Genomic DNA, 22,733 nt, shown 5'->3' with positions numbered 1-22,733 from the left:
GCTACCTCCTTAAAAAGCAAGAAGCACCGTTTTTTACGGTGCTTCTTGCTCTATATAAAGTTTGTAATAAATCAATCCATGTTTCCAACCGGTTTATTTATATCACCCTCACCATCCACTACTGTTCCGGTATTTGCTCCTTCATCATCGACCCATCCAAAGCCAGGAAACCATATCTGCCCTTTATCATTTTTATCTCCTGCCTTTGGCGTAGACGTTTCCGGAGCTGGAGTTGGCACATTGCTATGTTCCACCGGAGTCACTGCGTCCACCTTTTGGCCATCGGGAGTTTTGGACGGATCGGTCTTTACTTCCTGCGATGGTTCCGGAGGCTTTGTAACTTCTGCCTGAATGCTCTGATCGGTGCCGGTGGAATCACCGGTGTCTGTTGAGGTTGCAGAAGTCACAGTCGAATCAATTGGCTGAGCGTTTACCTCCTGTGTATTGGTTGGACCTGTGGAAGGAGTGCTGGGAGTGACCGTATCCACTGCTGTTGATGAAGGCTGAACGGACACTTCTTTGGGTTCCTCCGTTTTAAACTGCGAGGCTATAACTATAACAAGGACTACACATACCACGCCGAGCCCGGCGATGGTAAGCCATTTCTTTGTTCTGTCAGTAATCTTCATTGGTTTTACCCCCTTTTCAAAGGTTGCTGGTTTGGTCTTTTCAACCACACCATACTACAAAATTTTCCATAAGTCTACGATTATTTTAATTTCGTTAAAATAGCGGCATATATTTTGCCTGCACCTTGAGGTTAATCGTCATAGGAGGCAGGCTTTTGCCACCAAAGGATACAGGAACCTCTAATCGTATAGTCGCATCCGCTAGAAACCCCTTGGAATTATCAGGATTCGCTGGTGCTAATGGCATATTTTTGAGGGAAACGGAAAGTCCCGACAAGCGAAACTCTACAGCGTTTCCGGCATATTTCACATGGTATCCGTTTTCCTGCCGGAGTCCCAGCAGTTGATCCAGTCTGCCATACATATCGCCGTAATCCAGGCTTTCCTCAAAGTCATCCGTGGAGGGCTGATAGGCTCCGCTATATCCTTCCCGAACACCGTGATACACATCGTCATAGCTGTCGTTTACTGTCGAAATCACAGCGGACTGCACGGCATCCCGAACACCTTGGGCGATGATCATCAGCCGAATGTATTCGGATATGCCGCAAAAGACAATCACAAGGGCCAGGGTCACCGCTACGATAAGCGGGAAGGACGTGCCTTTTTTGCTTCTAATTATATCACATATTTTACCAGCTGTCATTTCCAGTACACCTCACTTTTGCCTGACGCCTGCGCCTTCAGGGTAACGGGAAAGCTCCCGAAGCCGCCGAACAGGCCGAGATCCATCTGCATGGTTACTGTAACGGTAAATTCCTCATTGAGCTGGAGCCTTCCGGTTTTTGACCATGATATATTAGGGGAAAGCCCTGTCTTTTCCGAGAGAACCTGCGCCCGGAGTGTTGTTTCGCTGCCGACGCGCCCGGCGATTTCCGCTTCCCGGCACAGCTCGGCGGCATAGGTATCTAGCTGGTTCTTGCTCACAAACACCGGCAGAACGCTGACCGCCAAGGCGATGACCAGCATCACGCACAGCACCAGCACTGCCACATCGATATACCCCTCGCCACGCCGGGACCGGAGATGCTTCAGCATAGGCGCACCTCCTGTTCGGGCGGACGGAAGGCTTCGTCCAGCTTTTCACGCAGCGCCTCCAAAATTTGATTGTTTGTCATTTGGCATACCTCCTTAGAACATATTGCCGAGAGAATTGAGAATCTCCAAGGCGATGATAGCCAGATAGGTAAGCAGGAAGCACATCAGCATTACAAAGGAAAACACCCTGATTTTCGGAGGAATCTTCTGAGCCTGACCTTTGAGACGCTGAAGTTCCAGAGCTTTAAAGTCATGCGCCAGCATCTGAAAATACACGGCACTGTCATCGCCCCGCAGGACACCGATCAGCCCCCTGACCACATCGGAAAGCATCGGGGAGTTGAGCCTTGCTTCAAACCTGGTTAGTGACGCCTCATAGCTGGAGGAGCGCATATCCGCAGTCAGCACGTCCAGTTCCAGAACAAAGGCGGGGCCGGCGTTTTTCTTGTAGTTTTCCATCATCGCCAGCACATCACGGCTGGTCTTGAGAGTTTGCTCAATTGTTGCAACAAACCGGGGCAGCTCACCTTCGATTTGATCCCGTTTCGCCTTCAGCTGCTCATCCGCTTTCCGGATTTCTTTGAAATAGGATAATACGGCAAGGATAATCAGCACCGGCGAGAGCAGCGGGAGCAGAATCAGGCATGGAATCACTCCAAGCAGGATAGCTCCGGCTTTAGTAATTGCGTAGGCGGAGTACACCTCCGGGGTCATGGATATCCCCGCCGCCTTGAGGATATTGGCCATCCTGCTGTGCTTATACTCATCTATGCGGATATATTGTGAGAGTTTTACCGCACCGGACATAAGCCAGGCTTCCACCGTTTTGGCTGCTTTTTTACTCTCTCTCCCCGCACCCAGCATGGCCTTAGCGGTTTTCATGGTCGGCAGCTTCAGCACATCTGCTAAAATGAAATACAGCCCCACAGCAAGAAGGATTCCTGTAAAAAATAATTGTGTCATCATCTCCGTCACCTCCTGTACTCAATGGGCTTAGTCAGCTTAATGACAAACGCCGTCGAGATAAAAATCGCCGCCGCACAGACCGCCAGGATGGCCTGTCCCACCGCGGTATGCATCAAAGTGTGATACCAGTCCTTATTGAGAAAATACATGACCGGCACATTCCCAACGACCAGCAGAGCCATGATGATGAATTCCTTGCGGGGTTCGAACACCAGATATTCCAGCTCCGCATTAACGATGCGCATGTCACTTAGCTTGCTGACAATCGGGGTCAGCGTGGTTTTCAGGCCGCGGTCATACTGACAGGCGGCAATGGCATCGCACCATTCACGAAACACGTCGTTGTCAATTTTGGGCTTCATGGCATGAAGCGCTGTGTCAATATCCGGATTAATGAGCTTTACCCTCGTCAGAAATTCCGCGAACACGCTTCGTACAGGAGGATTGAGATATTGAACGCTTTCCTCCACAGCCGTGAGGATATCCTCGTTTCTAAGATAAGCTGTGGTAATGATGGAAAGGGCCGTTTCCAGTTCCGCGGCGATGCTCTTTTTGTAATGAGTGGCCGTAAGCCGGATATACCAGAAAGGGATAAACATCATACCTACAGCCAGCACAGGAACAAGAAACATATTCCCCATCAGAATGGCTAGACTGCCACCCGCGGCAAAGAACAGAAGAGACGCCGCGCAGACGAGAGAAAAGCGGCTGCTACGTCCGGTGATTGTAAGAATCTCCTGTACTTCTGCAATTTCCCTGCGAAGGATGGATGTTTTTTTACGACGGGTAGTCTCGTTAATTTCTGCACGGATGCTTTTGTTTTTACGAGTCAGGAACCCAAACAGCCCGCCGGTAAATTCCAGCGGTGAGAGTCCCATCAGCAGAAAGGCGCCGATGATAAGACCGGCACATGCAATTAAAAGAATTGCGGTCATCGATTGGCACCTCCCATAGATAGGATTTGTTTTAATGTATCCTGGGGCATACCATTTTCAAGAAAGCGCTTCTGCAGACTCTGGGAAATCTCCTGTACCGCACTGTGCTGGCCGCTCACGATGAATTTTCCATCCTCTACACGGTTTTCAGTGATTTTGAATTGGAACAGGCTCCGGTAGTTTCTACTGCCATCCGGCAGAATTTCGCATTCCATAATCTCCATCAGCTTGCGTTGTTTGTTTTCCAGCTGCTTTGCAAAAACCACTATGGGGAATGCCTCTGTTACCAGATCCATGAGAGTATTGTCCGCCATGTCATATTTCCGTTTGCACAAGGTAACCATGCGGCGCCATGTGGCTTCGCAGCTATTGGAGTGGATGGTGGTCAGCACCGTGTGACCGGTTCTGGCGGACTCCTGGGCGGCATAGGCTTCCGGTCCGCGCATCTCTCCAACGCAGATGATTTCCGGATTAAAACGCAGCGCCATGTCCAGCAGGATATCCTGATCAATGTTCTGTTTCTCGTTTTCACTCATGCGGGTCAGCGTGTGGATGACACTGTTACAGACCATTCCGTCATCTTGCCGTACCAGCGCCAGTTCGCGCGAACCATTTTCAATGGTAAAAATACGCTTGTTATCCGGTATGGTGGTCAGCAGCCAGCCTGCCAAAGTGGTTTTCCCGGAGCTGGTTGCGCCTGCCACGCAGATGGAGATGCCGTATCGCAGGCATTCCGACAGAAAACCCAGCATCGGATCGGTGGCCGTCCCACCGCGGATAAAATCCTCCTTCCGCATGCTCTGCGGATTGACGATACGAATGGAAGCTGCTACGCCTACATCCTCATCCACCAGCGGAGTTTTCAGCACGGCGATGCGGATATTTTTACTCAAATGTCCCAGAATTGCCGGGCTGGCGTTATCCAGCACCATTCCTGACACATGGAGCATACGGCGCACCACGTTGATGGCATGCTCAGGACTGTCAAAGTGTTCATCCAGCTTCTTGGTGATGCCGCTGCTGTACTGCACCTCGACGTCATTCCAGGCATTGACGTCTATTTCCTCAATACCGGTGCCGAAAATGTATTTAGTCAGAAACGAAAACTCCGCCATTTCCGTATACAGGGCATCCACCAGCTGCGTCTGTGTCATACCTGCAACAGCGATGCGGTAATCCTGTACATATTTGGTGATGTACCGTTTGACCTGCGCCTTCACTTCTTCTGTTCCTCCGCTGGTGATCAGCGTCGCGTATTTACTGGAGATGTACTCCTGCACTTCATGCAAGACCGGGCCAAATTCCCTGGCGGCTCCATCAGATGAAAAAAACAGGCTTTGGTTACCTGTCATGCTGATGGTATGTGACTTTTCACCTGTTTCCTTTGAGGTGACATCCAGTACCGGCGCCAAATGCGTCGGTATATTGGTGGCGTCCCGCCTGCGGTTCTTCTTACTCATACGCCAAACACCTCCTTTGAAATCTTTGCGATCTCAGTACGAAAGCTCCGGCTGTCTTTGAGAGCCAGTTCTCCCAGCGTGTTTCCTGCAAGGGCCAGGTTTTCAAGCTCATCCGAGTGCGGCAGCTTGAAAGAGACAGACCCGAGCACCTGCTCGATATGCTCTCCAGCCTGATTGGATTTGATGTTGGAGGCCACCTTATACTGCTTATCCGCATCCCATTTCTGATCCTTGAGGAGCGGCAATTGTGACGACAGGTAGCTGATGGACTTGAGATCGCAGTTGACCAGTCTCAGCACCGTGTCTGCTTCCAGCAGGGAAACCGCCGACAGGATGTCGTTGGCGATGGAGCTACCGCAGTCAATGATGATGTATGGAGCGACGTCCCGCAGATGATCAATGAGCTCGGCCGCCAGCTTCTGGGTATATGGCGGATAGGTGAACACATTCTCGCCCTTGAGCATGCCGATCATTGTGAGATAGCTCAATTTTTTATGGGTAACACAGTTTTGCTTGATCAGCGTATCGTTGATATGGGTTGCTGCGAGGATGCTTCCGAGGGATCTCTCGCATTCCAGCTCTGCAGGCGGGCAGATGCAGGGCAGCATTGGGGTGGTCATATCGCATAACAGCAGCACAACGTTGTGTTTGTGGTCCGCCAGATACCTGGCAAGGCGTACACTGACCGTGGTTTTTCCGCTGCCTGGGCTGCCCCATACCGCCAGCACCTGCACATCCTGTTCCGGTTCCTCCTGCATTGATTCTAATTGCTTTCGGGAGAAGATGCTCCCTTTCATGAAGTTGAGCAAATTACTCACCTCCGGCTTCCGGAACAGTATTTTCAGTCTCCGTGACTGTATTGTGCGGAGGGGATTGTGCTTGTCCATTAGTTGTTTGTGCCGCGGGAACCGGATACAGTGCTTGGATCACCTTATCCTGCAGCTCAATAAATTTGGCGGCGTTCTCCTTGGCGCCTCTGTAAACAAGGGAAAGATGAAGCTTGCCGTCCGCATCCAGCTCCGCAAGGATCTTTGCCTGCTCCGGAGATGCCAAAAGCGTCACGGTGGCAGGAAGTTGTTTTTCATCCTCGTTCTTGCCTGTATCCTCATCCCCGGAAGACTGCTCTGAATCAGTGTCATAACCTGTACTGGCCGTTACACCGATGACCTCGACATAGGTCAGCTCCGGAGGGATTACAGTAGATCCCTGTTTCTTATAATCGGGAGCGATGACAGACACGATGTCGCCGGAAATCAGCTTGCCGGACAGACCCTGGGCGAAGCTTTTGATGCTTACGGAAATAGCCTCCTTATTACCGTTCAGGCTGTACAAATAGGCGTTATCCGCAGCGGGGACATCAGTCAGCTTGGTGGAAATAATATAGTCACCGGGAGACAGATCCGCAATGGTATACTTGCCGATGACCGAATCAGCCTGCTTCATTATATTTTCGGGTAGGTTGTAACCGCCCACCTCCACGGTCTGCACCATATCCTTGGTGATCTGATCGCCGCACTTTATATCCTTTACTACCCGGACTATGGATGTTTTCTGCGATACAGTCTGGTTGAACAGCGGAGTCAGGGCAAAACAAATAAGCAAAGACAGCACAATGCAGATAACGCCTAGCACTGTGCGGTTTTTAAGAAAACTCATAGAGTGTTCCTCCTTAAATTAAGAAATATGCTGCAAAGCAGCCAAGAGAAAGAAAAGGCGCGAGAGGGTATGCCTTTGGAGCATTCCTCCCGCGCAGCCTTTGGATCAGGGTATAGATTGCATGGAATACCAGCATGGCTGTTAAACCAATGATTATGGCGGCCATGCTTTTTTGCAGACCCAGCACCAGCCCCGCAGCCGCCATAAGCTTGATATCCCCGCCGCCCATACCATCCCAGATCAGGGCAGCAAGCAGAAACGGTAAGGCGGCAAGCACCCCGAACAGTTTCAAAGGTTCAAATATGAACAATCCTGTCAGGACAATGAACACACAAATGGTGTCAGGGATGATCCTTTTTTTAAGATCCCATAGGGAAGCAGCAGACAAAAGGGCAATAAAAAAACCGCCCTGCAAGAGAAGCGGCATATCAGTTTCCAAAGTTGAACATGTCAATAATACGCTGTTTCAGGGTCGGCAGGACGGTTTCACCAAACAGGGCGTACAGGCCGGCAAGGACGAGGGCACCGATGACCACTGCCATTAAAATTTTAATGGCGGTATCCACAAAGCCTTCCCCACGCTGGGAGTAGAGTAATGATTCTGTCATCAGGTACTTTAATGTCAGCTGAGCCTTAACTTTTTTTAAGGTGAAGGAAAACTTTCTCTTCATTGTGTACAGGAATTTTTTCATTATGATTTACCTCCAATATGTTTGTTTTAGTGGTTGAGTAACAAAGATGGCGGGGCTTATAGTCCCACCATCTGCATACCGGCGCTCTGCTCCGGTGCCTGTTCCAAAGACGGTTTATCCGCCGTCTTTTGCTGGTTTTGGTTCTGACTCTGGGTGAAGGCCTGATGGTAGGCGTCGATGACCGCATTGTTCAGCTGTTCCCGGAATTCCTTGGTGACCGGAAAGCAGATGTCCTTGTACTCTCCGTTTCCCGCCTTGTAGCTGGGCATGGCAATAAACAGCCCCTTGGAGCTGTCTACCACCTTCACGTTGCGGATGGCGAAGCAGTCATTCAGGTTGATGGACGCGTAAGCCTTGACATTGCCTTCCGGACGGATGGAGCCGATCTTCACATCCACCTTCATAGGTAGAGGCTGCTCCGTAGCGGCTTGCGCAGATTCCTGCGGAGTTTTGGCGGTAGCTTGTGCTTTACTCATGGATGTTTCCTCCTTAAATATTTGTGGGTTAAAAAAACAGCCTTCCGGCTGCGACTGATAGTGTTACAGGCTCATCGTCGGTCCCTGGTACAGCTCCTGCTCCTGTGGCTGAAAGGGGATTTCCTTAAATCCGAATCGGTCAACATAGTGGAAGGAGCTGCCGGAATCATCATACAGCTCCACCACGTCCGACATGGAAAGGCTGTGTCCCTCATAGCCGAGCGGATGGTCAAGGTTGAATTTGGCGAAGAGTTCCTCCAGATTATTGGTTTCCACCTCGCCGTCATAGACCACCCGGTAGTTGTCAGGGTCAGGTTCTCCGAAGTGCTCCAGCAGTTCGTCATACCCGATGAATTTCATCATTACATCCACATCGGGCTTGAGCTGATGGACCCTGCATTTTTTCAGAACCTGCAGGTTGCCTTCCGGATCGATCTTTCCCTCTGCCATCCGCGCGAAGGTGCCGTTTCTCCACTCCAGCTCCAGTCCTTTTTTCTCTGTGAGATAGGACCGGAGTTCCTCGTTCTGAAACATCGGGTCTACAATAGCCCTGTCCTTTTCGATATAGCCGGCTGTATTGCCGTAGTAAAGGATGCGGTTGTTCTTAATCTGAATACCGTTCATAACACTTCCTCCTTTCCCGGCAGGACTGCCGGAGTATTACTGAAAATAGAAGGTGACAGAATAAGTGATATTGCTTTTGTTGTACATGCAATCGTGATTGGTATAATAGTAGAACTCAAGCTGGCTATAGAGTCCCGGTGATAATGAACGGCTGAAGGTAATGCCGTTAGTGGTTGTGCCGTAGTCTAGCTGATCCCATTGTCCGGTCAATATGTTGTAGCCGCGGACACGTCCATAGTCCTGACCACTGTGTCCATCGACAGGCGGCACCGTGAAGGTGTAATTGGTAATGGTCGCTCCCGCGATACCCTGTTCCAGAATGACGGACTCCGGACCGGTCAGTGTCATGCCGCCGCCGTGATTGGGGTCGGCGATAAAGAACACGATAGCCGCCCAGGGCGACTCGGCTCCGGTGGAATCCACAGCCTTCACGCGCACCACATTCTTACCGAGGGGATAGGCAGTGCTGGTCTGTGCCGGGCGTCCTTCCCATATATAGGTGATGGCATCGCCATCGGGGTCTGTGCTGGAGGCGGAAATGGTGATTGCTACGCCGGGTGCAATGCTGTTGCCGTCAGGAGTACGGGTGATCACCGGCGTCGTGGGAGCAGAGTTCGTTACTATAAAGGTGATGCCCGTCCAGTCCGAATACAGCCCCCACGCGTCCTTTGCTCGAACCCACACGGTTTGGGTACCTACGGCATAGTAGCTGTCTGCTGTGTTGCCGGAGTATTCCAGGCTCACAGCATCGCCGTCCGGATCGCTGGCATAGGCTGAGAGGTTAACCAGCAGCTTGCCATCCTTTGCGGTTCGGGTTACCGACGCGCTTCCGGTCGGCTTATTCGGTGCGTTGTTGGTGATGGTGATGTTCTGCGAATAGCTGAAGTTTCTGCCGGTGCTGTCGGTGGTGCTTGCAGTCAGGACATAGCTTCCGGTACTTTGGATAGCAATGGTTCCGCCGCTGTTTGAGAGGCTTCCGGTGTAACCGGCCGCGTTTCCACCCTTGGTCAGCGACCAATTAAGAGTCCTGCCCTCCAGTCCGGATGTTCCCGGCAGGGAAACGTAAAAGCCGGAGCCGATATGAGCGGAGGACGGAACCGTAAACGGGAAGCTGGCAATAGGCTTGACCATTCCTGCATTGGAGGTGAAAGTGAATCTGCGCCCATTGGTATCGGTGACCACTGCCTGCAGCTTCACGGTAATGGTTTTATCCGTATAGAGCCGCAGAGTGCCGCCGCTGATACCAAGGGAGCCAGTGGCATATTCCGTGTAGGGCTTTGCTCCGCCGTTATCCACCGAAAGGAGCCAGTCAACGGATGCTCCGCTCAGCTCAGTACCGGAGGCAGTGACTGCCATAGACTCGCCGCTGTAGGTCAGCGATGGTACGCCAAGGCTCATGGTTGGAATGGGGTACACCGTGAAGCTCTGACTTCCGGCAAAAGTTCGGCCGGTGGGGTCTGTCAGGGTGAGGATCAGTTCATACTGTCCTTTCCAGGGGAAGGTCAGGCTGCCCCCTGCTTTGGTCAGGGTCCCGGAGGCATAGGCAGTATAAGGCTTCGCGCTGCTGCTTCCCTGAATGACCGTCCAGTCTGCAGTAAGATTCTCCAAATCCGTGCCGCTGACGCTGACTGTTCCAGGTTCACCAGCGTACCAAGGCTGCTGGACGCTGAGTGAAACAGACGGGATGGGGTGCACCGTGAAACTCTGGCTTCTGGTAAAGGCACGGCCGGTGGGGTCCGTCATAGTGAGGATCAGCTCGTACTGTCCCTTCGCCGGGAAGGTCAGGCTGCCACCCTCATTGGTCAGGGTTCCGGAGGCATAGGCTGAATAAGGCTTCACGTCGCTATTCCCCTGGATGACAGACCAGTCCGCAGTGAGGTTTTCCAGATCCGTGCCGCTGACGCTGACCGTTCCAGACTCGCCGGCGTGCCAGGTCTGCGATATGCTGAGTAAAATTGAAGGAATGGGATAGACCGTAATGCTCCGGCTTCTGGTAAACGTTCGGCCGGTGGGGTCCGTCATAGTGAGGATCAGCTCGTACTGACCCTTTGCCGGGAAGGTCAGGCTGCCCCCTGTTTTAGTCAGAGTTCCGGAGGAGTAGATGTAATACGGCTGTGCGCCACCGTCACCCTGGATGATTGTCCAGCCCACAGTGAGATTCTCCAAGTCCGTGCCGCTGACACTGACAGTTCCAGCATCTCCGGCGTGCCAGGTCTGCTGAACGCTGAGTGAAATTGACGGGATCGGATAGACCGTAGTGGATGCACTATAGGAGAACACCCTGCCAAGCGCGTCCGTCATAGAGGCCGTCAGGGTATAGCTTCCGATATCTTTAAACTGTATTTTTCCGCCGTAGGCGTTCAGCGTTCCCTCCAAAGCATCAGAGATTTCCACAGGTTCTCCGTCTTTGATAAGCAACCATTCCACCGGCAGCACATTGTTGTTGCCGCGGGTCCGGAGATCAACAGTGCGGTCGGTGTGGGTCGATTCAGGAAACTCGAAGGATATGTTCAGAACCGGCAGAACTTCGATTTTTCCTCCGTTTTCAAACAGGAATACCCGCCCGGTTTCATCTGTGATTCGGGCGATCAGCTCATAGGTACCGGCGTGCTTGAATCGGATGGAACCGCCGTTGTTGTCCAGAGTTCCATCAACATAAGTCGCAAAATCCTGGAATCCGAAGCCGTTCTCTAACAGCCATTCCACTTTTAGGCTGCCTAATTCCAAGGTTTCTGGAATTACACTGACAATGGTATCGGTGTAGGCGGTTTCAGTCAGCTTGTATGAAATGCTGGGAACAGGATAGACCTTAACCGGTGCTGTGTAGCTATATGTCCTGCCAGCAGGATCTGTAAAAGCTGCTTTCAGAACATATTCGCCTTTTTCTTTAAAGAAGATGAAGCCTCCCTCGTTAGTCAATTCCCCCAAGACCGCATCGGTTAAGGTGACAGCCTCTCCATCCTTGGTCAGCGACCATTGGATTGCGGCTTCTCCAAGGTTTTCGAAGCGGCTCTCCACGCGGACAGCCTTGTCTGTATGGGTGATTTCCGGCAAATAGAAACCAATGGAACCTACCGGGTAGATGGTGATGGTTTTAGAGGTTTCAAAGATTCTGCCAGTTTCATCGGTGATCGATCCGGTGAGCATATACACACCCTTGTCCTTGAAGCAAATTTTTCCGCCGTCATTGGTCAGGGAACCTTCCAGTTCATCGGCAAGCACAGCAGTTTCACCGTTCTTGGTAAGGTTCCAAGTTACAGTAAGTCCGTCCGCTTCTGTAAGTGTTGTTGAAACCTCAAGAGTTGTATCCGTATGGGAGGCTACCGGAAGCTCAAAAGCAATTCCAGCCACCGGATAAACTTTTGTTTTTTCTGTATGGATAAAGACTCGTCCGGTGTCATCCGTGATGGCAGCGGTCAGTGTATATTCACCTTTTGCTTTGAACACAAAAGTACCGCCTTCGCTCCCAAGCTCGCCATTGAGAATGTCGGCCAGCTGAACGGTTTCTCCGTCTTTTGCTGCTGTCCATACAATGTCGTGGCCAAAGAGTTTTTCGAGCTGGAAGGTGAGAGTAACCGATTTGTCCGTGTGAGTCGTTTCCGGAAGGTCAAAGCTCAGATCGATGACCGGATAGACTGTGATCTGTTTGGACAGCACAGTTTCTTTTCCAATTACATTCTTTGCCTTGCCGGTCAATGTGTATTGCCCATCCTGATTAAAACTGATGGAGCCGCCCTCTAAACCGAGAGTACCGCTAACGGCATCTTTCAGTTCTACAGGCTGTTGGGAGCCGTCCACGGCTGTTTTGGTCAGCGACCACGAGAAGCTGCTCATGTATTTCCACACGGGCATTACTTTGATTTCCGTATCGGTATGGGCAGTAGCGGGAAGTTCAAACCGTACCTCGGCATCAGGGTAATAATATGAGCCGCCTCCTGAACCGCCTCCGGAGTCATTGCCGGGATTATTCGGCGTGGGTGTTGGAGTCGGCTGATTGTCATCCGGATTCGTTGGCGTGGGTGTCGGCTGCTCCGGGGTCGGAGTTTGTGAAGGAGGCGTTGGAGTTGGCGTGACCGGCGGCGGTGTAGGGGTTTCCGGTGTAACCTTGTCGATCAGGTCATCGGCTTCTCCCTTGGTCACCGGATCATTAGGATGGATTTTGTTATCGTCCGTTTCTCCTATGATACCGTCCTCACGGCCGACAATGAGGTATCCTTTGTCCTCATCGTTAATGGCATCCTGATCCTCATAGCCGCTGTGTCCCTGCGTGTTTTTCGCTTCCTCATCCTTTCCGCTGATCCGCACGAGCATCTTGATGATCTCAGCGCGGGTTATAGGGTCATCAGGATGGAAGCCGTCCGGATAATCAGCAGGGTCAATGATGCCGGCGTCGATGAGTGCCTCAATGTTTTTCTCCGACCAGTGGCCGTCGATGTCAGGAAAGCTGGGTGGGTCTTTCGCCGCGTTTGCGGTATCCAGCGGTATATCCCGCACCATAATGGCGGCAAACTCACCGCGTGTGATGATTTCATCCTGCCGGATGAAGGCTTCCGGATGAAGGCGGTATGCCGTATAGATTCCGCCGCACACCAGAAGGATGAGAACAAGGGCGAGAATGCCGATGCGTTTTCCTTTTTGTTTCATGGGTTTTCAGTCCTTTCTTTTTGATTTTAACAATGACAAGGCCGGAATCAGCAACCTGACCCCGGCCTTAAGTCTCAATTGGTTTCATAGCTTCAGATCCATTCCGCCTTGCTCCTGTTGTTCCTTCTGGTAGGCTTCCATGGTTTCCGGCAATGGATGGACGATCTGTCCCGCAATCATCTCAAATACACAGAAATCTTCACGGTCGCAGATCATCACCCTGTGCTGGTAGTCCTTCTGCATCTCGATGTAGTCCCAAACCTCCTTGGCGCTGCATAGTCCTACACCGGAGGTGTAGCGTCCGTCCGGCAGAAAACAATAGCCGCTGTACTGCGGCTCGTTATTTTTCAGATCTAGTGCACCGTTTGGACGGATTTGCGAGAGCTGCAGCTGTGCATATTCAGGAAGGAGTTCTGGCTTTAGAATGCCAAGAATGTCGTTCCTGTTCCAGCGGAGTTTTTCGCCTTCCGCCAGGGATACTGTGAAGATGGAGCGGCCGATGGGATTCGGATTGCTGCCGTTTCCTCCTGTACAGAAGTACATCTGGTACTTCGCATTCCGGAATTCCTCCGGCAATGAGGACGGATGAAGTACAATAACCTTTCCGTCAATGGACATGTCATATCCAGTTAGCAGGCAGTCCTCCTGAGTAAACAATACTTTTTCACTCATGGCTCTGCCTCTTTCTCTGCTCGATCAGCTCCAGCAGCCGGGCGGCTATGGCGATTTGGGTGTCCTCCGGCATCTCACGGATAGCAGCATGGACAAAGGCTTCCACCGCCTCAGGCGACTGATCACCTACCTCAATGAGATCCACCTTCTTTGCTGTGACAACGCCCTGATGAATGCTCAGCCTCACAATATCGCCGTAATCCATACCGGAAGCTGTGCGGAGTTCCTTGGGAATAAGAACACGGCCTTTGCCGTCCACGATTTTATAAATGGGTTTAGCTTTCATATAAAATATCCGTCCTTTCTCATAACCTCCCGGACTGTGCCGGGGTCGATGCCAAGCTCGCCGAAGAGCTCACGGAGCTCGTCAGGCAGGTTGTCCAGAACATCCGATTCCATAATGACAATAGCTCCGGCCGTGCAGACGATCTCCAGATCGCTGTCCGCCGGAATCTCCGCCGCTTCCAGAAGATCGTTAGGCAGAGTCAGATCACCTTCCTCATCGTCCTCCCGCCAGCCGGTCAGCTGCACCGCAATTCCCACGCCCTGTGGTGTAATGACAAGCTGCGGGCATAGGTTTTTCGTTTCTTCCTGCCCCACAGCGAGAGTGGCACACAACTCATCGCCGGGCTTCAATCCCGCTGCGCCAAGCGCCTCTCCCGGCAGGATGATGCTGCCTTGTTTGTCTACGAATGTACGCATTTCAATCAGTTTCATAATATTGACCCTCCTAATAAATTTGGATTAGTTATTCCATGCCGTTAAAACAGGCGAGGTCGAATAGTCCCAACTGGGTCGGCATGTCCCTCAGTCGTTCACCGGTATCGTAATTGGAGATAAGAACTTCAGCATATTCGCAGCCGTTGTCATAGCGCTGAGCAAGGTTGTTGATGCGGCTGACCGCTTCAATATTAAAGTCCTTGTACAGCTCACGGATGAATTCGCAGTCGTTGTAGCTGACCAGCCATTTTCCCTGGCAGGCCACCAGGGTATCCCTGAGCCTCGCATGATCTTCCTTTTTAAATTCCACCGCGTAGTGACCTTCCGTCTGATAGTAGGGAGGGTCGCAGTAGATGAAGGCATTTTCACGGTCATACTGCCTGATCAGTTCTTCAAAGTCCTTGTTCTCAATGACCGTATCCTTCAGTCTGCGGCTGCCCTGCCAGAGAAGATGAAAAGTTTTCCGGATGTCGAAGGGCTGACAGCCATAGCTGGTACAGCCGCTTCCGTAGCTTAAGCGGATCTGCCTGTAAAAAGCGGCAGCGCGCTTCACATCGTTCATCTGCGCGTTTTCCAAAAGGATTAGCTTGATTTCTTCAAACTGCGGTTCCGGAAGATATAGCTCAGCAATCTCCAGTTCCTCCCGCAGGTACTCGTTTGTAAATTCCTCCTTCTCCAGATACCTTTTCAAGACAATGAATTCATCCCGCCCGTTCAGCGGAAGGAAATTCAGCTCCTTGAGTAGAGCGAAGGGTCGGTCGCGGACGCAACGGAAAAGATTCGCAAGGTCAGAATTAAAGTCGTTGTAGACCTCCATGGCGACGTCGGGCGTCCGTCCGAACAGCACCCAGCCCCCGCCGCCGAAGACTTCTATGTACCGTCCGAATTCTTTTGGCATCCGCTGGTAGATCAAATCCCGCAGTGCTTTTTTGCCGCCCACCCAGCTGATGATGCTGTTCATTTTCATCACCTGCCTTTGCTTGGACGGCTGAATTTATCAACCTCGGTTTTCATGCAGGAGCCGTCCGGACTCCAGCAGATGAAGCCGACTCGGGGATAAGGACACCCTGTACAACGATCGAGATCTTTGGGCAGAGGTAAGGAATACTTAATCGGCGGATCGCATACTCCCGTGACTGTTTTTTCTTCTGGTGTTACATCATGATTCATGATTCAGCTCCTTTCTCGGAAAAACAAAAAAGGCGCTGCCTTTTTCGTAAGACAGCGCCTTTTCGTTCTTTTATTTAGTTGTAAAGCTCACAGCAATCTGCTGTAATAAAAAAGCGCCCTCCAGCTTCAGAAGAAACCAAAGAGCGCTATTTGTCCGTTCACTTTTTCATTCATTGCATCACCGGGCCTCCGTATCCGAGGTCAGGCGAATTGTTTTTCATATCCTGTTCAAGCTTGAGAGAATAGTTTTCATGATTCCAGAAGCTGACGTAAATCTCACCGTCAGGAGTTTTAATGGGCCTCTGTTCAAATCCTTCGCCATAACCGTCACTCGCCTGACCAGTCACAAAGTTTAACAGCTCGGCTGTTTCTTCGCCAGAGAGGGGTTCTTTAAGCCCTGCGGTCATAACGCCCCACAGCTCGCCGTCGACAACCTCCACAGATGGGATCAGGCTATACACCTTTCCCTTTAGAGCTTCGTCATGGATGTACTCGGCGAGACCCCGGTCATTTTCAAAGTGTCGGTTTTCCTTTGTAATAGCAGCGAGAATTTGATCCTCATACGCCACCGCCTCCCTGGGTGAGATATCCTCTCGCTCATCCTCCGAGCAGTTATACTGAGGATAGGTGAAGATCGTCAACGGTAAGAATATACGCATTGTTTCGTTTGCCATTTTGGTTTCCTCCATTCTTTTTGAGTTTGAGCCCTAAAAAGGGCATAAAAAGCGGGGGTATCTTCGTTAGAAAATACTCCCCGCTGATTTTCAGGAAACAGTTATATTCCGTAATGTATCATAAATTTATATCTCTGCTTTGCTTCATCTATCTTTTCAGAAAGAACTTTTCACGTAGGTTTTAATGAGATCAACCATCACCTGTTCGACCTCAAATTGTTTCGCAATAGCCTCACTCGCATCGTTACCCTCAATCAAGGTTTGAACTATTTTCAGTACCTTACCAATAGTAATGTTCTTCTTGAACTTGGAATTATCGAGCAATGCATTTACGCCATTTTCGTCTAAGACAAGCTGTCGCTGCTTTTTTTGCGGAACAACATTATGGGAGGTAATCTCTTGCACAGGCAGAGTTATCTGAACCTGAACCGGCGGCTTAGATTCAGAGCGAGGCTGTGCATCCATATCATACAATGAAGGCTGCTGAGGCAACGGCAACCGACTATCTGTGCGTTTAGGCTGATTATCGAGCTTTTGCATATCTTTCGTGTATAAGGTCTGTCCCAGCGCGGATTTCCATTTTGTAATGGTTACAATAGCGTATTTACCGTTCGGAACAGTTGCCGTGCCGATTTTACGCATACGACCAATTGCGGTATTTACCCAATCGGATTCATGAGTCTTTGCCTCTGTCACATCGGCTATTTCAGTATGTTTACTGTTATTAGCGAGTAAGAGGTCGGTAAGCCGGATAAGGCAATCGTAGTCCTGGACCACTTTCCACTCGATCGGAATCCAATTAATGCCGCAAAGCATACCCAATAAACCGCCAGTAATGGAGGCGATGGTATCCGTATCTGTTCCGAATGAAAAGGCGGGAACCTTTATACCGAGCGTAGGATTGGTTGCATACCTTGAAGCCAGATAAATTGCGGCCAAGATAGCTACATCACCAGCGCCGTTTGCAGTTGAGAAGCATTCTAACTGAGTCAATACCTTTGTATCGTCCATCATTAAGCCCTTCTTGAGTGAATCCTTGATGAACTCGAGTTGCTTCACCATACGGAAGCGAGTATTCTCCCATTCCGTTGCGTACTCATAGTCGCGATGCTGGCTTGCAATATTAAGCCAGTTTCCAAAGGTATCGTAACTAAGGCATGCCCCCCAGATTTCCTTGCCTTCTATCACTGCGGTCACAAGTTCGCCGTATTCTAATACAGCATCTTTCCTCAGAAGATAGTCCAGCGCATATGCGTAGCAGGTGGTGCCCAAAATTGCCCTCGGATGACCATGGGTGATAATGGCGTCTTTTATAACATCAAGTAATACACCCTTGATATCAGACGTTTGTGCCAATGCTATGACGTGAGGTAAAATACGCATGACAGCACCGTTGCCACCCGCGTTAAAGTAGTCCTTTGAATAGCTGGACTGCCACAGCACCGAACCTTCTTTGCAGGATTTTGCCGCCTTTAATAAGGCCCCGCCGCCACCGCGCTCGTAATTAAGCCAGAAAGGGAGTTCTTTTTCAGCGAAAAATTTCTCCCAGTTGCCCGTGATAATGCTTCTTGCAACGGATAAGGTCATCTGGGTGTCGTCGCTATATTCACCTGGGAGAATCTTCTCGTCATGATAGCATGGCTTGTTATTGCGACGAGTCCACTCAACAAAATAGTCGTTGACTTTGGAGTTCTTTATTTTGTTTTTTGAGCGTAGCTCATTAGGCCAACCTAAAGCATCACCAATGGCGGTGGCCAGCATTGCTCCTTTGCATTTTTCTATATGGGTTGGTATCGCTGTAGACATAACTTACTCCTCCTCTGACCAGCCGCACTGGGTCTCGATTGGTCGACGACCATTCTTAATCATACTGCTCCAATTTGGCATCACTACATCTGGAGCAATATAAAGCGGTATTTGTTCCATGCCGTACATTTTCAGCATCCCATAAATCCGCTTCGCAACCTCCTCATTCCCAACGGCCATGCCGATAATGTACTCTCGTGGAATACTGTCCCTAATCAAGATTTCCGCTTGCCCGTCTGTCGGGCAGGAAGCGAGCATTTGTGGAGACCTCGGGTATGCAAACGTAGGGATAGAAGTTGCAAAGATTGAATCGATATTTTCCATCCTATCATCTATATGGGTTCCATATGATTTGCTCGCATTGCAAGGGCAGAATTTCGCGCTTTTATATTTTAGTATGCTCAAATCGACATATAGAACAACCCAATCTTTGAAGATCTTATCGGTGTTGTTCTGCATAGCCTTTTTCAAGAACCACGAGTTTGGGTACTGAACAGAGCAGCACACATAATCCAATTCGCCGTCGTACCGAGCCGTGTCGGTGACGTTTTTCGTATCTTGGCGTATCGAGCTGCTCGCCAGAATGCCATCCGCCGAAGGAATAATGTGCGTCAGGCTCTGGAACTTCGTAAAGTGGCATAAGCGGGTCACACCACGAGCCGTCAAAATTTCATATGCGCTCATTCCACTTCCTCCTCATCGTGAAAATCACAGCTATCTGAATCCTCAGGGAACAGCGGAGACAACGTGCCGCTATATGTCATGTATAGCCCGTATTTCGAGCGGGTTGTCGCAACGTAAAGCAGCTTTATCTCATCAATATATGCGTCCTCTTCAGATACGGCATTCGCAACTGTATCAGGGTCTGGGAGTTTATCGTCCGTCAAAAATGGGACAAACACGTTGTCGAACTCCAGTCCTTTTGCGGCGTGGAAGGTCGTAAGATAAACCGTCTTTATATGGGCATATCCGGGAGTGTCTTTATCGATTTCCGTTGCGTCGCATCCTTTGTTCTTCAACACTCGCAAAAAAGAATCAATGTCAGCCCTGGTCCTGCAAACAATCACCGTAGACGAGGTTTTTCCTGTGGATATAGCTCGCTCAACTACCCAAGCCATCTCTCGCGGCTTATTTGAGAATTTCACGAGTATGGGCTTAGGTCCTTCGGCAATCTGGGCAGTAGCTTCGACCATATCGCCGTCTTGCCGCCAGTATTCGCTTTCGGTTATGTCTTTAGCAAAAGCCGTAATGGTGGCGGGGTTGCGGTAATTCACATCGAACCGCCAGACCTTATCAGCGTTAATTCCAGAGTCACGCCAAGATAGACGGCTGCCGTAAATCTGCTGCGCTACATCCCCGAAGAAGGTAAACGACCCGCCGTCGGCCACAGCGTCTACCAACGACTTAATCATCATTGGGGAGAAATCCTGCCCCTCGTCCACGATGATGTGGGTATATCTGCGTTCGTTTTCGTCATCCTGCAGTTCGTTGTAGACATAAAAAGCCAAATCATCCCAGTCATATTTCCGACCAGCTGCCTCGCGCAGTTCTATGTATTTCTTATATACCGCGAAAATCCATTTGCGGTTTTCTCGCTTAATATTAGCGGCTGCACGACCAATACGTTCTGCTTCATTGTATGCGGCAAGATCGGCAACCCCGAATTTCTCGATGAAGGTTATCTCGTCAATAAAGAACTCCTTAGAGCGCCTTAACGTGGATTCGGCAGGATGCTCCTTTTTTAATTCTTCTACGGCTTGCTCTATGTAATAAGCCTTTTCGTCCGGGCTCAGAATTCCGTTCCAACGAGGCATCTTTCCTCTACTGTTCAAATAGCCCCTGGCAAACTTATGATAGTTCTCGACAACAAGTTTTGCTGACCGAGATTTACTTATACCACGCATATATTCGACTAACGCGCCGTTGAATGTAACGAGTAACACCCTGCCGTTTTCGGGTATGTTGGCAAGGTGATGGGAGCGAAGCAAAGCAATGGTAGTCTTGCCGCTACCGGCAGTACCAAGCACAACGATGTGGCCTTTTGCGGGCAGAGCCATGACCTCTTCCTGTTTTCCCTTTGGTGTAATCCCATGCATACTTTATCCCCCTCGGATGTTCTATTTACCATTGTTATATCCACACTACGGTGTTGGTATTTGTTTATAGTGCCTATTTATATATGCAAGTAAATCATTCTTATATTTTATATCTGTATTTGCGAAATCATCTTTCCAAAACTCATAATACTTTACTGCTTCTGGTGAAACTAAAAATGGTATTTCCATTCTGATTAATGTATTTGGAAAATTCTCGTAAGAATCATAGTCTTCGTCATAATCAATAGCAAACAAACCCCAACAATCATTTATAAAGGGATCTATTACTTCAAAAACGAACTTAAGTGTAGTCTTTGAAGCATCTATATTACCTGGTATTGGTGAAAAATGTTGTATTCCATTTCTTAGTTTACCAAAATCTTCAAAACTTCTTTGGTTCGGAATTTTTATTCCTGTTGTAGCCCAAAGTCTTGTAGGCAAGTCACTCCACTGAGCGGTTTTTCCTTTTTCGAATAAACTCTGTATTGTGAGTGGAATACCTTCATCTTTAGGTAGCTTTGGAAATTCCTCGAAAATAAGTAGTGGGTGTTCCTGTGCTATTCTTGCTTTGATAATTATTTCTGCTGCGTGTGCGGCTTGTAAAATTGATAATTCTGACCATCGTGAATTTTCAGGATCATGGTACGCAGCATGCCGATTTGCATGTGCCAAAGCGGCTAATCCAAGATCTCGCATATGTTCCCATATACCTTCTAATTCTCGATTCATTCAGCGGCCTCCCCTGATATTTTAAATATCGTTATTGTGCAACCATTTCATTAACTGTCCGTTCAACAGTCTGACTGATCATAACTTTCCATTCCGGAGCCTCACAGTCTGATCGGTATTGCTCACAGTCATTCATTAAATTAATAACTGCTTCTGGTGCTACATTGTTTGTAGTAAACAACGCCTTAAAAAACATATTAAATTGAGAAATAGTTATGGGGATAATATGCAGTTGCATTCTCTCATCGCTTCGTGAATACCACGCACCAATTCTAAATGTTTCTGCGGTGTTGGAATCTATATTGTTGGCAATAAACAAGCCATACACGGGCTTCCCATTAGCTTCGGCATACTGGTTCATAAGATCAGCCACATGACGACGGACGGGTTCTCCTTCGGCAGCCTCCTGTCTAGAGCTCTCGGTCAAAGTAACTTCGATAACAATAACGAAATCACGAAACTCCATAATTAAGTCTGGGCCATTGCCAGGTGCGGTACCCACCGGTAAAAAGTCCTGATCAATCCTAAAACGCCTTGCTTCATATGGCTTGTTCTCCAAACTGTCAATAGCCAAGAATGCGCGCCATAAAGTCCACTCTAGATATGCTGGAGTCTCGCTTCGAGGAATAATGATCTCGGTTTCCTCATCAATACGGCGACGATCTCTACGCGAAGCAATGAGATCAATGTATGTAGCAATTTCTTCCCATTGACCAGCTTGCTCGCTTGCGTAAATTTCTTCTTTTTGCTTAAAAATAATATCTTCAACTTCGTGCCGGATAATGGCGATGTCAGCCGGCGTATTAACTGGCCGATCACCAAGCACAAACGGAATACCCATCTGTGATAACTGTGCAAGTAGATCGTGTAGAACGTCCAACGCCGCATCCTGTGTGTCTGTAGGAAGCACCGCGCCATTACACAGCGTAGTATACCTATCAAGTTCAGTTGCCGGAGCAGATGTATCTCTTGCCATCAACTCTGAAAACAGACGTTTTTCTGGTACTAAAGCAATACCGCGTCCTCTATTTTGGACAAGACCGGTTGCTTTCAAGTATCTGAAATTGGCGTCAGCATAGTCACGGAAGGTTGATGCTTTTAGACCGAAAGCAATACCCGCCTCTTCGTATTTGGCCGAATCGAAACGACGTTTCGATTCAGCGGCGTTGCGTTCATTTCTTAACACGATTATGCGTTCAGCTACGTTCACAATGTTATCTGCGCTACTGGTAGTCTGAACATGAAGAGCCATCTCAATAAAGCTAACAGCAGCCACACCAGTTTGGCGTTCCACTTCGAGAAGAACTGCCAATGTGTGCCGGAGCGGTGAAAACCATGTAGATTGCCCATCGGTATTTTGGATTTCTATATATTGAGCAGCTAGAGCACGCAAAAAACACTCTTGCATGGCAGGCACGGTTTCCGAGCGTATCAGTCGCCATCCATTGGGAGTGATGGTATCCATGGCACCAACGTCTTCCTGACGAATTGTAGCAGAACTCGGAATCTCCGGGTACAGAAATCCCAACTTGCCAAGAGCTGATCGCCATTTCCGTCCTACGCTGTTTGTTTCATCTGTTCCAAGCGAAACAATGCCATGCTGCCCTAGCAATTGACGAAAAGCGCGGTCACCATCTTGACCACGCATGTTGCCTTGTAGGTAAGATGTAGAAAGCGCAACTAAACCGTCACGTAGGCGGAATGCACTTCTGACGGATGTGTTACCTATATACCAAAGTGTCATAT

At 49.6% G+C, this 22,733-nt stretch carries 24 protein-coding genes; all 24 read right to left on the bottom strand.

The window, feature by feature from the left end; genetic code table 11:
• Positions 1-71 precede the first annotated feature (71 nt).
• A complete protein-coding gene (locus tag DESDI_RS08355) occupies positions 72-629 on the bottom strand; it encodes a DUF6550 family protein (RefSeq protein WP_015262192.1) in 558 nt (185 codons plus the stop codon).
• A gap of 94 nt (positions 630-723) precedes the next feature.
• Positions 724-1,275 (bottom strand): hypothetical protein, encoded by a 552-nt coding sequence (locus DESDI_RS08350; RefSeq protein ID WP_015262191.1) that lies wholly within the window; start codon positions 1,273-1,275, stop codon positions 724-726.
• Complete coding sequence (locus DESDI_RS08345; protein WP_015262190.1) at positions 1,272-1,667, bottom strand: DUF4320 family protein; 396 nt, start codon at positions 1,665-1,667, stop codon at positions 1,272-1,274. The genes DESDI_RS08350 and DESDI_RS08345 overlap by 4 nt, the downstream gene beginning before the upstream one ends.
• Positions 1,668-1,760: 93 nt before the next feature.
• Positions 1,761-2,630 (bottom strand): hypothetical protein, encoded by an 870-nt coding sequence (locus tag DESDI_RS08340; RefSeq protein WP_041219864.1) that lies wholly within the window; start codon positions 2,628-2,630, stop codon positions 1,761-1,763.
• A gap of 8 nt (positions 2,631-2,638) precedes the next feature.
• Entirely contained in the window at positions 2,639-3,568 is a 930-nt protein-coding gene (locus DESDI_RS08335) for a type II secretion system F family protein (RefSeq protein ID WP_015262188.1), read from the bottom strand.
• The gene (locus DESDI_RS08330) at positions 3,565-5,028 is read right to left on the bottom strand and encodes a type II/IV secretion system ATPase subunit (protein WP_015262187.1); all 1,464 of its coding nucleotides are present in this window, start codon (positions 5,026-5,028) and stop codon (positions 3,565-3,567) included. The genes DESDI_RS08335 and DESDI_RS08330 overlap by 4 nt, the downstream gene beginning before the upstream one ends.
• Positions 5,025-5,837, bottom strand: a complete 813-nt coding sequence (locus tag DESDI_RS08325; protein WP_015262186.1) for an AAA family ATPase — start codon at positions 5,835-5,837, stop codon at positions 5,025-5,027. The genes DESDI_RS08330 and DESDI_RS08325 overlap by 4 nt, the downstream gene beginning before the upstream one ends.
• A 1-nt stretch (position 5,838) precedes the next feature.
• A complete protein-coding gene (gene cpaB, locus DESDI_RS08320) occupies positions 5,839-6,684 on the bottom strand; it encodes a Flp pilus assembly protein CpaB (RefSeq protein ID WP_015262185.1) in 846 nt (281 codons plus the stop codon).
• A 13-nt stretch (positions 6,685-6,697) separates the two neighbouring features.
• On the bottom strand, positions 6,698-7,111 hold the full coding sequence (locus tag DESDI_RS08315) for a prepilin peptidase (RefSeq protein WP_015262184.1): 414 nt from the start codon (positions 7,109-7,111) through the stop codon (positions 6,698-6,700).
• A 1-nt stretch (position 7,112) separates the two neighbouring features.
• Entirely contained in the window at positions 7,113-7,376 is a 264-nt protein-coding gene (locus DESDI_RS08310; RefSeq protein ID WP_015262183.1) for a DUF6133 family protein, read from the bottom strand.
• A 56-nt stretch (positions 7,377-7,432) separates the two neighbouring features.
• Positions 7,433-7,852 (bottom strand): SpoVG family protein, encoded by a 420-nt coding sequence (locus DESDI_RS08305; RefSeq protein ID WP_015262182.1) that lies wholly within the window; start codon positions 7,850-7,852, stop codon positions 7,433-7,435.
• A 63-nt stretch (positions 7,853-7,915) separates the two neighbouring features.
• A complete protein-coding gene (locus DESDI_RS08300) occupies positions 7,916-8,476 on the bottom strand; it encodes a YodL domain-containing protein (RefSeq protein ID WP_015262181.1) in 561 nt (186 codons plus the stop codon).
• A 36-nt stretch (positions 8,477-8,512) separates the two neighbouring features.
• The gene (locus DESDI_RS08295) at positions 8,513-13,120 is read right to left on the bottom strand and encodes an S-layer homology domain-containing protein (RefSeq protein ID WP_015262180.1); all 4,608 of its coding nucleotides are present in this window, start codon (positions 13,118-13,120) and stop codon (positions 8,513-8,515) included.
• Between the two features lie 84 nt (positions 13,121-13,204).
• Entirely contained in the window at positions 13,205-13,792 is a 588-nt protein-coding gene (locus DESDI_RS08290) for a hypothetical protein (protein ID WP_015262179.1), read from the bottom strand.
• Positions 13,785-14,078, bottom strand: a complete 294-nt coding sequence (locus tag DESDI_RS08285; RefSeq protein ID WP_015262178.1) for a hypothetical protein — start codon at positions 14,076-14,078, stop codon at positions 13,785-13,787. The genes DESDI_RS08290 and DESDI_RS08285 overlap by 8 nt, the downstream gene beginning before the upstream one ends.
• Complete coding sequence (locus DESDI_RS08280) at positions 14,075-14,509, bottom strand: hypothetical protein (RefSeq protein ID WP_015262177.1); 435 nt, start codon at positions 14,507-14,509, stop codon at positions 14,075-14,077. The genes DESDI_RS08285 and DESDI_RS08280 overlap by 4 nt, the downstream gene beginning before the upstream one ends.
• A gap of 31 nt (positions 14,510-14,540) precedes the next feature.
• Complete coding sequence (locus DESDI_RS08275; RefSeq protein ID WP_041219367.1) at positions 14,541-15,473, bottom strand: DNA adenine methylase; 933 nt, start codon at positions 15,471-15,473, stop codon at positions 14,541-14,543.
• Between the two features lie 5 nt (positions 15,474-15,478).
• Complete coding sequence (locus DESDI_RS08270; RefSeq protein ID WP_015262175.1) at positions 15,479-15,682, bottom strand: hypothetical protein; 204 nt, start codon at positions 15,680-15,682, stop codon at positions 15,479-15,481.
• Between the two features lie 170 nt (positions 15,683-15,852).
• Positions 15,853-16,356: a hypothetical protein gene (locus DESDI_RS08265; RefSeq protein ID WP_015262174.1), complete on the bottom strand. Its 504-nt coding sequence runs from the start codon at positions 16,354-16,356 to the stop codon at positions 15,853-15,855.
• A gap of 156 nt (positions 16,357-16,512) precedes the next feature.
• Positions 16,513-18,162, bottom strand: a complete 1,650-nt coding sequence (locus tag DESDI_RS08260; protein ID WP_015262173.1) for an ADP-ribosylglycohydrolase family protein — start codon at positions 18,160-18,162, stop codon at positions 16,513-16,515.
• Between the two features lie 3 nt (positions 18,163-18,165).
• Positions 18,166-18,846, bottom strand: coding sequence for a DUF4433 domain-containing protein (locus tag DESDI_RS08255; protein WP_015262172.1), 681 nt, complete (start codon positions 18,844-18,846; stop codon positions 18,166-18,168).
• Positions 18,843-20,219 (bottom strand): 3'-5' exonuclease, encoded by a 1,377-nt coding sequence (locus tag DESDI_RS08250; RefSeq protein ID WP_242825473.1) that lies wholly within the window; start codon positions 20,217-20,219, stop codon positions 18,843-18,845. The genes DESDI_RS08255 and DESDI_RS08250 overlap by 4 nt, the downstream gene beginning before the upstream one ends.
• Positions 20,220-20,303: 84 nt before the next feature.
• Positions 20,304-20,987: a hypothetical protein gene (locus DESDI_RS08245; protein WP_015262170.1), complete on the bottom strand. Its 684-nt coding sequence runs from the start codon at positions 20,985-20,987 to the stop codon at positions 20,304-20,306.
• Between the two features lie 31 nt (positions 20,988-21,018).
• Complete coding sequence (locus DESDI_RS08240; protein ID WP_015262169.1) at positions 21,019-22,731, bottom strand: AlwI family type II restriction endonuclease; 1,713 nt, start codon at positions 22,729-22,731, stop codon at positions 21,019-21,021.
• Positions 22,732-22,733 lie beyond the last annotated feature (2 nt).

The sequence above is a fragment of the Desulfitobacterium dichloroeliminans LMG P-21439 genome, assembly GCF_000243135.2.
GTDB lineage: Bacteria > Bacillota > Desulfitobacteriia > Desulfitobacteriales > Desulfitobacteriaceae > Desulfitobacterium > Desulfitobacterium dichloroeliminans.
The sequence above is the reverse complement of the archived record's forward strand: the minus strand, read 5'-3'. Positions and strand labels throughout refer to the sequence as shown.

What these genes read in the sequence shown, in the direction of transcription:
- DESDI_RS08355 (WP_015262192.1), bottom strand. Translation starts at nt 629, where the DNA reads ATGAAGATTACTGACAGAACAAAGAAATGGCTTACCATCGCCGGGCTC.
- DESDI_RS08350 (WP_015262191.1), bottom strand. Translation starts at nt 1,275, where the DNA reads ATGACAGCTGGTAAAATATGTGATATAATTAGAAGCAAAAAAGGCACG.
- DESDI_RS08345 (WP_015262190.1), bottom strand. Translation starts at nt 1,667, where the DNA reads ATGCTGAAGCATCTCCGGTCCCGGCGTGGCGAGGGGTATATCGATGTG.
- DESDI_RS08340 (WP_041219864.1), bottom strand. Translation starts at nt 2,630, where the DNA reads ATGACACAATTATTTTTTACAGGAATCCTTCTTGCTGTGGGGCTGTAT.
- DESDI_RS08335 (WP_015262188.1), bottom strand. Translation starts at nt 3,568, where the DNA reads ATGACCGCAATTCTTTTAATTGCATGTGCCGGTCTTATCATCGGCGCC.
- DESDI_RS08330 (WP_015262187.1), bottom strand. Translation starts at nt 5,028, where the DNA reads ATGAGTAAGAAGAACCGCAGGCGGGACGCCACCAATATACCGACGCAT.
- cpaB (WP_015262185.1), bottom strand. Translation starts at nt 6,684, where the DNA reads ATGAGTTTTCTTAAAAACCGCACAGTGCTAGGCGTTATCTGCATTGTG.
- DESDI_RS08315 (WP_015262184.1), bottom strand. Translation starts at nt 7,111, where the DNA reads ATGCCGCTTCTCTTGCAGGGCGGTTTTTTTATTGCCCTTTTGTCTGCT.
- DESDI_RS08310 (WP_015262183.1), bottom strand. Translation starts at nt 7,376, where the DNA reads ATGAAAAAATTCCTGTACACAATGAAGAGAAAGTTTTCCTTCACCTTA.
- DESDI_RS08305 (WP_015262182.1), bottom strand. Translation starts at nt 7,852, where the DNA reads ATGAGTAAAGCACAAGCTACCGCCAAAACTCCGCAGGAATCTGCGCAA.
- DESDI_RS08300 (WP_015262181.1), bottom strand. Translation starts at nt 8,476, where the DNA reads ATGAACGGTATTCAGATTAAGAACAACCGCATCCTTTACTACGGCAAT.
- DESDI_RS08295 (WP_015262180.1), bottom strand. Translation starts at nt 13,120, where the DNA reads ATGAAACAAAAAGGAAAACGCATCGGCATTCTCGCCCTTGTTCTCATC.
- DESDI_RS08290 (WP_015262179.1), bottom strand. Translation starts at nt 13,792, where the DNA reads ATGAGTGAAAAAGTATTGTTTACTCAGGAGGACTGCCTGCTAACTGGA.
- DESDI_RS08285 (WP_015262178.1), bottom strand. Translation starts at nt 14,078, where the DNA reads ATGAAAGCTAAACCCATTTATAAAATCGTGGACGGCAAAGGCCGTGTT.
- DESDI_RS08280 (WP_015262177.1), bottom strand. Translation starts at nt 14,509, where the DNA reads ATGAAACTGATTGAAATGCGTACATTCGTAGACAAACAAGGCAGCATC.
- DESDI_RS08275 (WP_041219367.1), bottom strand. Translation starts at nt 15,473, where the DNA reads ATGAACAGCATCATCAGCTGGGTGGGCGGCAAAAAAGCACTGCGGGAT.
- DESDI_RS08270 (WP_015262175.1), bottom strand. Translation starts at nt 15,682, where the DNA reads ATGAATCATGATGTAACACCAGAAGAAAAAACAGTCACGGGAGTATGC.
- DESDI_RS08265 (WP_015262174.1), bottom strand. Translation starts at nt 16,356, where the DNA reads ATGGCAAACGAAACAATGCGTATATTCTTACCGTTGACGATCTTCACC.
- DESDI_RS08260 (WP_015262173.1), bottom strand. Translation starts at nt 18,162, where the DNA reads ATGTCTACAGCGATACCAACCCATATAGAAAAATGCAAAGGAGCAATG.
- DESDI_RS08255 (WP_015262172.1), bottom strand. Translation starts at nt 18,846, where the DNA reads ATGAGCGCATATGAAATTTTGACGGCTCGTGGTGTGACCCGCTTATGC.
- DESDI_RS08250 (WP_242825473.1), bottom strand. Translation starts at nt 20,219, where the DNA reads ATGGCTCTGCCCGCAAAAGGCCACATCGTTGTGCTTGGTACTGCCGGT.
- DESDI_RS08245 (WP_015262170.1), bottom strand. Translation starts at nt 20,987, where the DNA reads ATGAATCGAGAATTAGAAGGTATATGGGAACATATGCGAGATCTTGGA.
- DESDI_RS08240 (WP_015262169.1), bottom strand. Translation starts at nt 22,731, where the DNA reads ATGACACTTTGGTATATAGGTAACACATCCGTCAGAAGTGCATTCCGC.